The sequence below is a fragment of the Mesorhizobium sp. AA23 genome (assembly GCF_001672435.1).
GTDB lineage: Bacteria > Pseudomonadota > Alphaproteobacteria > Rhizobiales > Rhizobiaceae > Mesorhizobium.
Genome location: NZ_LYTP01000004.1, coordinates 170,655 through 183,403, shown reverse-complemented (window position 1 = coordinate 183,403; position 12,749 = coordinate 170,655). Strand labels below are relative to the sequence as shown.

Here is a 12,749-nt window from a genome sequence, read left to right as displayed (position 1 = left end):
GGTCGGCTTTTTCTTTGGGCGTTCCTTGCCGTTCAGGGCGGCAGCGCCAGGCCGTTGCCCAGAAGCTCCGCGAGATCCCGCGCCGGACGAGCCGCCTCGCGGCCGAGCCGGATGGCGAAGCCGGCCATTGGCAGCGGCGGCAGGTCGAGATCGGGGGACGCTTCCACGATTCCGGAATGGGCAAGACGCCGGGTGCGCGGCGTCAGCGCGATGCCGGCATTGACCGCGCTGCGCAGGCCGGCAAGGCTGGAGCTGCCGGCAGCGATGCGGTAGCGGCGGCCGGCGGCGTCGAGTGCATTGAGCGCAGCCTCCCTGAAGCCGCAATAGGGATCGAGCAATGCAAGCGGCACCACGTCTCGCCGCGTCGCCAGCCCTTTGTCCGAGCAGAGCCACAGCATCGGCTCGCTGATCAGGAACGCTTCATCCGGGGATGGCGCATGGCGCATGGTGATCGCAAGGTCGAGCTGGCCAGCCTGCAAGGCTGACCCGAGTTCCAGGGAGCGGCCGACGCGCAGCTCGATCCTGACGCGCGGATGGCTGGCGGCGAAGGCGCGCAACAGCTCCGGCAGGCCATGATCGGCAAAGTCCTGCGTGGTGCCGATGGCGATGCGGCCGCCGACGCGCGCGCCTTTAAGCGCCAGCCAGGCCTCGGTGTGGACGGCAAGGATGCGCCTGGCGTGTCCGACAAGGTCCTCGCCGGCAGGCGTCAGCCCGCGCCCACGTCCCTGGGGCGCAAGCAGCGGCTCGCCGACGACCTCCTCCAGCCGCTGCATCTGCGCCGTGACGGCGGATGGGGAGCGGCCAACAGCGGACGCCGCCCTGGCCAGGGAGCCGCCATCGACGAAGGCGAGGAAGGTTTTGAGCAGGTCGGGATCGAGAGTTTCCATAATTCGATAATATCGAAGTACTTGTCAAAAACAATTCGATTTTTTTGACGTCTGGCTAGTGGCATGGTCCCTTCATCGGCGGCGCGAAGCCGTCAGAGCGAAGGAGAGAAAAATGCCGATCATCAATGTCAGCGTCACCGGCGAGCCCGACGCAAAGGGTTCCGCCGCGATCGCGAAGGAGATCACCGAGATTACGGCCACGCAACTGCGCAAGGACCCGACCATCACCGCGGTTGCGATCAGCTACGTCGATCCGCAGCACTGGTTCGCCGGCGGCAAGTCGCTGGCCGAGCATGGCACGAGCACCTTCTGGCTCGACATCAAGGTGGTGGACGGCACCAACACCAAGCTCGAGCTCGAAGCGTATCTCAAGGCGATTTTCGACGCCTTCGGCCGCCTGCTCGGCGGCGTCCATGAGGAAAGCTACGCGCTGGTGCATGAGGTTCCGGCGGCGGCCTACGGCTTTGGCGGCAAGAGCCAGGAGTTCCGCTTCATCAGCGGGAGACTGAAGGTGGCGTAGCGGCACGCCTTTCCCCGCTCCCCTGTGCGAGACGGTGGGTCGGCGCGCAGCGTCGAGACGGATGAGAGGTTTTGGAAGAAGCACGGCCTAGAAGAATCGATTGCTTTCAGGCACTTACATATCCAGCGAAGCGATCCGTCCAATACCCTCATCCGTCCGGGCTTCGCTCGGCCACCTTCTCCCGCAAGGGGAGAAGGGAGCGCCCTACCAGCCCCACATTGACCTTGCCCCCACTTCCGCTACCTTCTGCCACCGAAGCGGCCGCGCAAGAGCCGCACCGTGGAGGACGTTGGGAGAGAGCAGCATGATCCTGACATTGGCGCTGCTTGCCGGTCTTGTCTTTGCCTGGCTGCTGATTGGCGTGATCGAAAGGTTCCGGCTCGATCTGCGCTTTACCCAGGCGTTGCTCTACGTGCCGTTCAAGCTCGCCTACCGTATTGCCGACGACCGCATCCGCATTGCCCGCAATGCCCGCACGCCGGTGATCTATGTCGTTTCGCACCAATCGCGCATCGAGCCGGCGCTGATGCTGTCGCTGTTGCCTGACGACACGCTGCACATTCTGGACGAGGCCTCGGCCCGCTCGCCCTGGCTGGAGCCGTGGCGCGAGCTTGCCCGCACCATCGCCTTCAATGCCGAACATCTCTTCGTCAGCCGGCGGCTGGTGCGCGTGCTGAAGGGCAAGGGCCGGCTTGCGGTCTATCTGCCCGACGACGTCGAGCCGGACGTCAAGTCGTTCCGGCTGTTCCGCGCCATCACCCGCATCGCCATGCAGGCCGACGCCCGCATCGTGCCGATCTTCGTCGCCGGTGCGCGCGACCTGCCGATGTCGCTGACGCCGGCCGACAAGGCGCCGCGTCACTGGTTCCCGCGCCTGTCGCTCAGCGTGCTGGAACCGATGACCGTGGCCGAGCTGGTGGCTCGCAACCCCGACATGGCGTCGAACACCAACGCCCTGTTCGACCGGTTTGCCGAGGCGCGGCTCTACGGCAGCAATCTCGACCGCGGCCTGTTCCTGGCCATGCGCGACGCGGCGGATCGCGTCGGTGCCTCGCATCCGATCATCGAGGACGTGATTTCGGGCGCGCTCAGCTATCGCAAGATGTTCATCGGCGCGCGCGTGCTCGGCCGCCGCTTCGAGGCGGTGACGGCGCCCGGCGAAGCGGTCGGCCTGCTCCTGCCCAATGCCAATGGCATTGTGCTCTCCTTTGTCGGGCTTATCTCGGCGGCCCGCATCGCGGCGATGATCAACTACACCGCCGGCCCGGCGAGCGTCACCGCCGCGATCCGCACGGCGGTCATTCGCACAGTGGTCTCTTCTCGCGCGTTCATCGAGAAGGCCGCCATCGACGACATCGTCACCGCCGTCGAGGCGGGCGGCGCCAAGATGCTATGGCTGGAGGATGTGCGCGAGAGCGTGACCTTGCTCGACAAGGTCGCGGCGGCGCTTTTCTGGCGTTTTCCGCTGCAGCGGCAGCAGGCGTCGAAACCAGCGGTGATCCTGTTCACCTCGGGCTCGGAAGGAACGCCGAAGGCGGTGGTGCTGTCGCACCGCAACCTTCTCGCCAACGCCATGCAGGCCGAGGCGCGCATCACGATCTCGCCGGCCGATATCCTGCTCAACGTGCTGCCCGTCTTCCATTCGTTCGGGCTGACCGGCGGCACTATCCTGCCGCTGGTAACCGGCGTGAAACTGTTCCTCTATCCCTCGCCGCTGCACTACAAGATCATTCCGGAGATCGCGCGCAAGGTGAAGCCGACCGTCATGTTCGGCACCGACACTTTCCTCGCCAACTATGCCCGCACTGCCAAGGACGGCGATTTCTCCAGCCTGCGTTTCGTTGTTGCCGGCGCTGAAGCGGTAAAGCCCGAGACAAGGCGCACCTACCGCGACCGTTTCCAGGCATCGATCATCGAAGGTTTTGGGCTGACCGAGGCGGCGCCAGTGGTGGCGGTGAACACCGCCATCCACAATCGCGACGGCACGGTCGGCCGGCTGCTGCCGGCGATCCGCATGAAGCTTGAGCCGGTCGAGGGCATCAGCGAGGGCGGCCGGCTGTGGCTCGACGGGCCGAACATGATGATGGGCTACATGACCGCCGACCGCCCCGGCGAGTTGCAGCCGCTCGAGGGCTGGCACGACACCGGCGACATCGTCTCGGTCGACCGCGACGGCTTCATCACCATCCGCGGGCGGGCAAAACGCTTTGCCAAGATCGCCGGCGAGATGGTGTCGCTGGGTGCGGTCGAGATGCTGGTGCAGTCACTGTGGCCGGAACAGCGCCATGCCGCGGTGGCGGTGCCCGACAAAAGGCGCGGCGAGCGCATCGTGCTGGTCACCACGGCCGACGATGCCAATGCCGAAGAGCTGCGCCAGTTCGGCAAGAAGGCCGGCGCGGCCGAGTTGATGGTGCCCAATGACATCATCAAGGTGGAAGAGATCCCGGTGCTGGGTTCCGGCAAGACGGATTACGTGTCGGCGCGGAAGCTGGCGATCGACCGGCTGGGATTGGGGGTAGCGGCGTAGCGCGGGTTATCTCCCCCCTTGTGAGCCAGCCCTTGTGGGGGAGAAAGCATTTTCCTGCACTTGCGAGCGGGCTTGTCCCGAGCAAGTGCTTGGAAAATGCCAGAGAGGGGATTTCGTAGGGTGCGGAGGCTGCTCCTTCTAGAGCGCCAACTTCTCATGTCAGCGCTTTTCCCCTCTCTTGCGATTTCCAACACTTAGCTTCGCTAAGATGTTGAAATGGCTATTTCCCCCACAACGGGGGAGATAGGGCGCAGTGCTTATCCGATATCCGAAGGCGGCACCTTCTCGCCTTCGCGCATGGCCCGCTTCGAATAGGCGCGCACCGAAAACGGCAGAAAGACGAGGTAGCCGGCGACCGATGCGGTCAGCGTGTACCAGGGATAGGCCATCAACAGCAGGATGTAGAGCACGACGCCGAGGATGACCGGAAGCACCCTGTCTCCCGGCACCTTGACGCTCTTGCCCGAATAGACCGGCAGGCGACTGACCAAGAGGAAGGCGACGAGCACGGTGAAGCCAGAGGCAACGAAGGCCGCCCCCCGGGTCGATTCCAGGCCGAGCCGCAGGAAGTAGAGATAGCAAGGCAGCATGACCAGCACCGCGCCCGCCGGCGCCGGGACGCCGACGAAATATTCGGTTTGCCAGGCCGGCTGATCGGTGTCGTCGGCCAGCACATTGAAGCGAGCGAGCCGCATGCCGCAGGCGATGGTGAACAGGAGCGCCGCGATCCAGCCCGGCGAGCCGGCGCGGTCGAGCAGGAAGGCATAGAGCACCAGCGCCGGCGCGACGCCGAAATTGACGATATCGGCCAGCGAATCCATCTGCGCGCCGAACTTCGAGGTCGCCTTCAGCATGCGCGCCAAGCGGCCGTCGATGCCGTCGAGGAAAGCGGCGAGCAGCACCATGACCACCGCCGGCTCGAAGCGGTCCTCGAAGGCGAAGCGGATGCCGGAAAGGCCGGCGCAGATCGCAAGAACGGTCACCAGATTGGGCAGCACCATGCGCATCGGGATCTCGCGGATGCGCGGGCCGCCGCTGGCGTGTGCCTCGAACTTCTTGAAAGGCGCGCCCACCGCTCAGGAAATCCTGACCAGCGGGGCGACCGCCGCGCCGCCGAACTCGGCAAGCACCGTCTCGCCGCCTACCGCCGTCTGGCCGACGGCGACGCGCGGCACGGCGTTCGACGGCAGGAAGACGTCGACGCGGGAGCCGAAGCGGATCAGGCCAAAACGCTCGCCGATGCCGATCGAGCCGCCCTGCTCGGCCCAGCAGACGATGCGGCGCGCCACAAGGCCGGCGATCTGCACGGCGGCGATGGTGCCGTTGGGGCTGTCAATGACCAGGCCGTTGCGCTCGTTCTCCGAGCTTGCCTTGTCGAGCTCGGCATTGAGGAATTTGCCGGGACGATGCTCGATCCGCGTGATCCTGCCACGCACCGGCGCGCGGTTGATATGGCAGGAAAAGACATTCATGAACACCGAGATACGGGTCATTTCGCCCGTACCCAGACCAAGCTCGCGCGGCGGCACGGCAGGCCCGACCGCCGAAACCACGCCGTCGGCCGGGCTGACCACCAGCCGGTCGTCGACCGGCGTGACGCGCTCTGGGTCACGGTAAAAATAGATGCACCAGCCGGTGAGGATCAGCCCGAGCCAGAACAGGATCGAGGAGAAATAGCCGAGGAACAGCGTTGCCGCGCCGAAGGCGGCGATAAAGGGATAGCCCTCGCGATGGATCGGAACGAACGTATTCTTGATCGTATCGAGAAGAGTCATAGGGCTTGGGGCGGTCGCTGTTTCAGGTCCGGTCTGAATAGCGGAAAGCCCCCCTCCCCGCAACGCAACAATGGGAGAGGCGAATAGCGAGGGACTCATAGCCGTGATTTTAGCGCCGGCCTGTGTCAGGGTGCGCGAGGGCGGTGCGGAAATCGACAAGGTCGAGGTCGATCGGGGCTGCTTTGCCTGCATGTTGGGCGGTGCCGACGGCAGGACGCTGTTCATCACCGCCGCCGAATGGCGCGGCTTCGAGAAGATGGTCGGCGACGCCCGCACCGGCCAGGTACTGGGCGTCGTCGCGCCTGCACCCGGCGCGGGCTGGCCGTCTTACGCCTCCGGCACGCGCTGATAGTGCGCGATATCCGCTTTGACCCCGAGGCGGGCGATCGTTGCCTGAGGGCTTAAGGCGATGCGCTCGAGCGCGGCCTTGACGATCGGCACGACGTTGTCGACCGCGGCCTGGCTTTCCCATTCGACCATGGTGACGATGTTGAATTCGCCGGGGCCGGAGAACTGCTCGAGCAGGAAGTCCTGCACGAAGCCGTCCTGCTGGCGCAGCAATTCGTGCGTCATCCTGACCTTGCCGAGGATCTCGTCGCGCGTTTCCGCCGGCACGACGAATTTGTCGACCCGGAACACGCTGCCAGCGCGTTGATCTTTATTGCTCATTTCGATCGGTCTCCGTTCTTGGAAGGCTTGCTTCGCAGGGGTTCGGAGCCGGTTTGCAAGCTCAAGCTAGGTTGAGGTCAAGGGGATTTTGCGCCGACTTCTCCTTCTCCCCTTGTGGGAGAAGGAAGAGGCGCTAGCTCACCTCCGACGTCCTTCTCCGTACGATCACACCGAACTCGTCGCTTTCACGCGCAATGCGCAGGCGCTCCTCGGCTTCGGTGGCCTCGCGCTGGCGGTCCCACATCGAGGCGTAGAGGCCCTGCTGGCGCAAGAGCGCGGCGTGGGTGCCGCGCTCGGCGATCTGGCCGTCCTTCAGCACGATGATCTCGTCGGCCGAGATCACCGTCGACAGCCGGTGGGCAATCACAAGGGTGGTGCGGCCCTTGCTGACGAGGTCCAGCGCCGCCTGGATCTCCTGCTCGGTCTGGGTGTCCAGCGCCGAGGTCGCCTCGTCCAGCATCAGGATCGGCGGGGCCTTCAGGATCGTGCGGGCGATCGCGACCCGCTGCTTCTCGCCGCCCGACAATTTCAGCCCGCGCTCGCCGACCATCGAGCGGTAGCCGTCGGGGAGTTTTTCGATGAACGGCCCGATCTGGGCGAGCTCGGCGGCCTTGCGCACCTCCTCCTCGCTGGCGCCGACATGGCCGTAGCGGATGTTGTAGGCGATGGTGTCGTTGAAGAGCACCGTGTCCTGCGGCACCATGCCGAGCACCGCGCGCAGGCTCTCCTGGGTGACGTCGCGGATGTCCTGGCCGTCGATCAGCACCTGGCCCCGTTGCACGTCATAGAAGCGGAACAGAAGCCTGGAGATGGTCGACTTGCCTGCGCCGGAGGGGCCGACGATGGCGACCGTCTTGCCGGCCGGCACCTCGAAGGAGACGCCCTTCAGGATCTTGCGGTTTGAATCATAGGAGAAGTGCACGTCGCGGAACTCGACCTTGCCGGCACTCACCTTCAACGGCCCGGCGTCCGGCTTGTCGACGATCTCCTGGGGCACGTCGAGCAGGTCGAACATGTGCTCGATATCGGTCAAACCCTGGCGGATTTCGCGATAGATGAAGCCGATGAAGTTGAGCGGCACCGAAAGCTGCATCAGCATGGCGTTGATGAAGACGAAATCGCCGACCGACTGCGTGCCGGCCTGCACCTCGAGCGCCGACATGCACATGACGATGACCGTGCCGAGGCCGAAGATAAGACCCTGGCCGAAGTTAAGCCAGCCGAGCGAGGTCCAGGTCTTGGTGGCGGCAATTTCATAACGCGCCATCGAGCGGTCGAAGCGCTCGGCTTCCATGCGCTCATTGGTGAAATATTTGACCGTCTCGAAATTCAAGAGCGAGTCGATCGCCTTGGTATTGGCGTCGGTGTCGCTTTCGTTCATGTCGCGGCGGATCGAGATGCGCCAATCGCTGGCCTTGACCGTGAACCAGACATAGATCCACACGGTGACCGCGACCACGGCGACGTATTTCCAGCCATAGGTGTAGGCGAAAATGCCGGCCGTCAGCGCGAATTCGAGAATGGTCGGCGCCGTGTTCAGCATGACGAAGCGCACGATCGTCTCGATGCCCTTGGTGCCGCGCTCGATGATGCGCGACAGACCCCCGGTGCGGCGCTCAAGATGGAAGCGCAGCGACAGCTGATGCATGTGGACGAAGGTGCGGAAAGCAAGCTGGCGCACCGCATATTGGCCGACGCGGGCAAACAGCGCGTCGCGCAGCTGGTTGAAGCCGAGCTGGACCAGCCTCAGCACATTATAGGCGATGACCAGCATCACTGGCGCGAGCATGAAGGCGGGCAGCGGCGGCGGCGTCTTCGAGGCGTGGGCGAGCGCATCTGTTGCCCATTTGAAGAAATAGGGACCGGCGACCAGGGTGACCTTGGCGACGACGAGAAGCAGCGTCGCCCAGGTGACGCGAGCTCTCAAGTCGGCACGGTCGGCCGGCCACATATAGGGCCACAGATTGCGCAGAGTGGTGAGGGTGCCGGTTTCGGCGGAGACGGTCTTGTCGGCCATTTTGTTCTTAGCTTTCTTTCATGCTTTCGCCGCAGCAGGAATCGACCAGGGCCGCGAGCGACGCCGAGACCTCGGCGAGCGTAGCGCGGTCCACCGCGTAGCGTGAACGCTGGCGATCCGCCTCGAAGCGGACGAGCCCTGCTTCGACCAGGATCTTCAGATGCTGCGAAACGGTCGACTGGGCGAGATCGAGATGATCGACCACCTCGCGGCAGGAGCAGCAGCTACTGGCCGAGAGATGCTTCAGGATCTCAATGCGTGCCGGATGCGACAGCGCCGCGAACCGCGTGGCGATGCCGCGGCTGTCGAGGGCTCGGCTATTGAGGGCGCGGTTGACGGATAGGGATTCGGTCATCGTTCATCGCCGATAAACGATGGAGGATGAGAGGGCAAGCCAGGCGGATGGGCAGCAGGTGGAAGTGTCGAACGCCGGCGGGGCAGCGCCCCTCTGCCCTGCCGGGCATCCCCACGAGGGGGATTGCGCTCTTACTCCGTCTTTGGCGCCGTCATCTGGTCACCCATGGCCTTCATGTCGGCCGGCTCGCCTTCCTTCGACTTGCCGGGGACCTTGAAGACCTGACCGGGCCAGATGCGGTCGGGATTGCGGATCTGATCCTGGTTGGCGAGATAGATGGTCGAGTAGCGCACGCCATGGCCATAGACGCGCCGCGAGATGCGCCAGAGCGTATCGTTGCGGCGGATGATGACGGCTCCATCGACGTGTTCGAGCTTCGGCGCCATGGTTTCAGGCACGTCGGCCGCAGGATTCGCTTCGGCGACCTCGGCCGACGTGTCGGCGGTCGCGGCGGGCTTGCCCGCTTCGTCGGTAGCGGTGGCCGGCGCCGTCGTCTCGGCGGGATTGGCCGCCCCGGACTTCGCCTCCGCGGGCTGGGACCCCGCACCCTGGGCGAGCTTGCTGTCGGCGGGCTTGGTCTGGTTGGGCGCGACGGCGGCAATCGACTCGCCGGGCTCGCGTTCGAACGGGACAGCGGCGCGGGCGACGACCTTGACGCCGTCGTCGGCCAGGCCGTCGACATGAATGGTGTGGTTGCCGACCGGAATGTCGCGCGCCGCCTCGATCAGGAAATGGCCGTCAGGCGAAGTTTTCGCCTCGCCAAGCAGTACATCGTCGGCATAGGCGCGCACCTTGCGGCCGGGATCGGCCCTGCCCGCGACGAAGATCTTGCCGCCGTCGATCTCAACCGCCTCGACGGCGATCTTCGGTTCGTCTGCGGCGGCGTTCTGGGTCGCGGGAGCCGAAGCCTGATCCGTAGCTGCCGGTGCCGTTGCAGCCGGCGCCGCCGCCGGGGCAGACGCCGCCGGCGCGGTTGCGGCCGGGGCCTGCGCGTCCGGGTCGGCTGCCTGACCGGTGGCGGCAGGTGCCGCTGGCTTGGCCGCGGGCTGCGGAATGGTCAGCAATTCGGACGGCTTGCCCGGCTCCTCGACCATCGCCAGCACCTGGCCGGTCGGGCTCTGCGGCACCGAGACGACGGCGGTCTGCGCCGAGGCGACGGCGACGCCGCCAGCGGTCGAGCGCAGCGTGATCGTGTAGTCGCCGGGCTTCAGCGGATCGTCGAGCACAATGGCGAAGGCACCATCGGGACCGGCATCGGTCGAGCCGAGCACCGTGCCGCCGTTCAGGACCTCGACCTTGGCATTGGGCGCCGCGCTGCCGGCGACGACAATCGAGCCATTGCCTTCGACGCGCACGACATCGAAGGTTGGCAGTGTGGGTCCTGCGGCGGCCGGCGCCTGAGCGGCCGGGGCGGATTCCGCCGGGGCCGTCGCGTTGTTGGCAGGCGCCATTGCATTGTTGGCGGGCGCCATCTTGTTGGCCGGCGCCATCGTGTTGTTGGCCGGCGCCATTGTATTGGCCGGGGCTTGCGCCTGCGGTACGCGCGCCTCGGTGGAGGTGCTTGAGGATTCGGCCGGCTTCGTGCCTGCCTGCGGCAGCGACGCGACCTGCGGCGGATTCTGCTTGTTGATGTATGGGTCGAGCGCGCCCGACCCGTAGGCGACCGCCGCGACGACGGCAACGCCGCCCGCCGCGAACAAAAACGCCTTGGAAGAATTGATAGCCATAATCTTTTCTGCCCCTTAGCCACCTAACGCCGGTCTAGCGTGTTTTCACCAAGCTCACAAGAAAAAGCCCGTCCTTGGGCTTGACCGCGCCAACCGTCCCTATCACCAATCATGACATGAACACGATTCGATCCGTCTGCGTCTATTGCGGTTCGTCTCCGGGCCGCGACGAGGCCTATGTCAAGGCCGGCCACCTGCTCGGCCGCTCGCTGGCGAAGTCCGGCCTGCGCCTGATCTATGGCGGCGGCACCAAGGGAATCATGGGCGCCGTTGCAGACGGGGCACTCAAGGCCGGCGGCAAGGTGACCGGCATCATCCCGCGCTTCCTGATCAACAAGGAGGCGACCGAGACCGCTCTCGACAAGCTCGACGAGCTGGTGATCACCGACAACATGCACGAGCGCAAGCACAGGATGTTCGAGAAATCCGACGCCTTCGTGGCGCTGCCGGGCGGCATCGGCACGGTCGAGGAGATCGTCGAGATCATGACCTGGGCGCAACTCGGCCATCACCGCAAGCCGATCGTGTTCGCCAACATCAAGGCCTTCTGGGACCCGATGCTGGCGCTCATCGAGCACATGTCGGGCGAAGGCTTCATCCACACCGCACATAGGGTGAAGCCGCTGGTGGTCAACGACCCCGAGGCCATCGTCGCCGCCATCATGGTGGCGGGCTCGTCGGTCGACGCGCCGACGGAAGGTGTGCAGGCGGTGATCGACAAAATGTAAGGTGAATGGTGAATAGTGCGGATCGCGCGAGCCGAAATCTGTCCACCGCCAGATAGTAACTATTCGCTATTCACCATTCACCGTTCACCGTCCTCCTCAAATCCTCAATCACCGCCCTCCGGTCATTGCGCCGCCAGGCGAGATGGATTTCAACGCTGCGCTTGAACCATGGCAGGTCGCGAAAGACGATGCCGGCCGGCGCAGCGCTTTGCAGGCTTTCCTGTACCGTCGCCAGGCCCAGCCCGGCGCTGACCAGGCCGAGCGAGGTCAAGGGATCGGCCGTCTCGTAGGCGATGTCGGGCACGAAACCGGCCTCCATGCAGGCCGTCAGGAACTGCGCGCGGTTGGTGTCATCGGGTTGGCGCACGACGGTGATCCAGACGCGGGCGTCAAGATGGCGGGGCCTGATGTCGCTCGCATCGACAAGCGGATCGCCTTCGGGGATCGCCAGCACCAGCGGTTCGCGCCGCACCAGCATGCTCTCGATATCCGGATCGCCTTGCGGCGTCGGCGCGTAGACGAATCCGAGGTCGAGCACGCGCTGGCGCAGATCCTCGAACTGCGCGGCCGTGCGGCGGTTTCTCAGTTGCAGATGAAAATCCGGCCGCTCGCGGCGGAATTCCCTGAGCATCGCAGCGATCAGCCCGGCATGCACCGCCCCCTCGACGTAGCCGATGGCGAGGCTCCCGGTAGCGCCGCTTGCAAGCTTGCGGCCGAGCTCCTCCAGCCGCGCGGCATTGACGAGCAGAGCGCGCGCCTCGGCAAGGAAAGCCCTGCCCTCGGCGTTGAGATGGACGCGCTGCTTCGATCGCTCGAAAAGCGTGACGCCGAGTTGCTCCTCGAGCTGCATGATCTGCCGGCTCAAAGGGGACTGCGAGATATGCAACTGCTCGGCGGCGCGGCCGACATTGCCGGCCTCGGCGACGGCGACGAAATAGCGGATCTGCCGCAGGTCGAGCATTCTGCGTCTCTATGATTTAAGTCGTTCAAGGTCTGACCTTTATCCTAATCAGTCTTGGACAGTCTGACCAGCCGGCGCGATATCTTCCGCATCAACCGGCCACAAAGGAGACCGCCATGCAGTTCTTTGCCCTTCTCACCCGCAACACCGAAAAGTTCAGCGATAGCGATTTCGCGCCGCTGCTTCCGGGCGAAGCCGAGCAGCGGCGCACGCTCTATGCGCAAGGCGCCGTGCGCCAGGTCTGGAACCGCGGTGACATCCCCGGCAGCGGCATGATGTTCGAGGCTGCCGACGACAAGGAGGTGCGCGGCCATCTCGCCACCCTGCCGCTGGTCGAGGCCGGAATGATGGACATCGCGGCGATCGTGCCGCTCAATCCCTATCCCGGCTTCGGCCCGAAGCGCTGAGACCGGCATGAAGAGAGGTGCTGCCGCTCACCCGGCAGCACCTATGAGCGACCAAGGAAGCGACGCAAAAGGCCCGCCCGCGACGCCCCTGTATAGCGCTTGGGCAATTGCCGGGTGAGCAGGAACTGGTCGCGCCCTTCGAGGGCGCATCCGATGATGAAGCATCTTGCAGTTCA

At 65.2% G+C, this 12,749-nt stretch carries 13 protein-coding genes; 5 read left to right on the top strand and 8 right to left on the bottom strand.

The genetic code is table 11. The features are described 5' to 3' along the window. Positions 1-32 precede the first annotated feature (32 nt). Positions 33-887 (bottom strand): LysR substrate-binding domain-containing protein, encoded by an 855-nt coding sequence (locus A9K66_RS06330; RefSeq protein WP_067321226.1) that lies wholly within the window; start codon positions 885-887, stop codon positions 33-35. A 112-nt stretch (positions 888-999) separates the two neighbouring features. Here A9K66_RS06330 and A9K66_RS06325 point away from each other — a divergent pair, with 112 nt between their 5' ends. Then, positions 1,000-1,407, top strand: coding sequence for a 4-oxalocrotonate tautomerase family protein (locus A9K66_RS06325; RefSeq protein ID WP_067321223.1), 408 nt, complete (start codon positions 1,000-1,002; stop codon positions 1,405-1,407). 304 nt (positions 1,408-1,711) lie between these two features. Continuing rightward, positions 1,712-3,934, top strand: a complete 2,223-nt coding sequence (locus A9K66_RS06320) for an AMP-binding protein (protein ID WP_067321220.1) — start codon at positions 1,712-1,714, stop codon at positions 3,932-3,934. A 257-nt stretch (positions 3,935-4,191) separates the two neighbouring features. Here the strand turns inward: A9K66_RS06320 and A9K66_RS06315 are convergent, their stop codons facing one another. Continuing rightward, positions 4,192-4,935 (bottom strand): phosphatidylcholine/phosphatidylserine synthase, encoded by a 744-nt coding sequence (locus A9K66_RS06315; protein WP_245307408.1) that lies wholly within the window; start codon positions 4,933-4,935, stop codon positions 4,192-4,194. Between the two features lie 75 nt (positions 4,936-5,010). Next, complete coding sequence (locus tag A9K66_RS06310) at positions 5,011-5,808, bottom strand: phosphatidylserine decarboxylase (protein WP_082953739.1); 798 nt, start codon at positions 5,806-5,808, stop codon at positions 5,011-5,013. Between the two features lie 4 nt (positions 5,809-5,812). Between A9K66_RS06310 and A9K66_RS06305 the strand changes: the two genes are divergently transcribed. Continuing rightward, positions 5,813-6,058, top strand: coding sequence for a hypothetical protein (locus A9K66_RS06305; RefSeq protein ID WP_245307406.1), 246 nt, complete (start codon positions 5,813-5,815; stop codon positions 6,056-6,058). Here the strand turns inward: A9K66_RS06305 and A9K66_RS06300 are convergent. From A9K66_RS06300 to A9K66_RS06285, 4 genes are all read right to left on the bottom strand, one after another. Continuing rightward, positions 6,037-6,378 (bottom strand): antibiotic biosynthesis monooxygenase, encoded by a 342-nt coding sequence (locus tag A9K66_RS06300; RefSeq protein ID WP_067321208.1) that lies wholly within the window; start codon positions 6,376-6,378, stop codon positions 6,037-6,039. The two genes, A9K66_RS06305 and A9K66_RS06300, sit on opposite strands and share 22 nt — an antisense overlap. A 133-nt stretch (positions 6,379-6,511) precedes the next feature. After that, positions 6,512-8,395: an ABC transporter ATP-binding protein/permease gene (locus tag A9K66_RS06295; RefSeq protein ID WP_067321205.1), complete on the bottom strand. Its 1,884-nt coding sequence runs from the start codon at positions 8,393-8,395 to the stop codon at positions 6,512-6,514. A gap of 7 nt (positions 8,396-8,402) precedes the next feature. Continuing rightward, positions 8,403-8,750: a metalloregulator ArsR/SmtB family transcription factor gene (locus A9K66_RS06290; protein WP_067321203.1), complete on the bottom strand. Its 348-nt coding sequence runs from the start codon at positions 8,748-8,750 to the stop codon at positions 8,403-8,405. 131 nt (positions 8,751-8,881) lie between these two features. Further along, positions 8,882-10,477, bottom strand: coding sequence for a LysM peptidoglycan-binding domain-containing protein (locus A9K66_RS06285; RefSeq protein WP_067321200.1), 1,596 nt, complete (start codon positions 10,475-10,477; stop codon positions 8,882-8,884). Between the two features lie 116 nt (positions 10,478-10,593). Here A9K66_RS06285 and A9K66_RS06280 point away from each other — a divergent pair, with 116 nt between their 5' ends. Continuing rightward, on the top strand, positions 10,594-11,205 hold the full coding sequence (locus tag A9K66_RS06280; RefSeq protein ID WP_066997348.1) for a TIGR00730 family Rossman fold protein: 612 nt from the start codon (positions 10,594-10,596) through the stop codon (positions 11,203-11,205). A gap of 70 nt (positions 11,206-11,275) precedes the next feature. On the opposite strand, the gene A9K66_RS06275 is transcribed toward A9K66_RS06280, so the two are convergent. Beyond that, entirely contained in the window at positions 11,276-12,166 is an 891-nt protein-coding gene (locus A9K66_RS06275) for a LysR substrate-binding domain-containing protein (RefSeq protein ID WP_067321197.1), read from the bottom strand. Positions 12,167-12,282: 116 nt separating this feature from the next. On the opposite strand from A9K66_RS06275, the gene A9K66_RS06270 reads away from it, so the two are divergent. Continuing rightward, a complete protein-coding gene (locus A9K66_RS06270) occupies positions 12,283-12,573 on the top strand; it encodes a muconolactone Delta-isomerase family protein (protein WP_066997354.1) in 291 nt (96 codons plus the stop codon). The last annotated feature ends 176 nt before the right edge of the window (positions 12,574-12,749 follow it).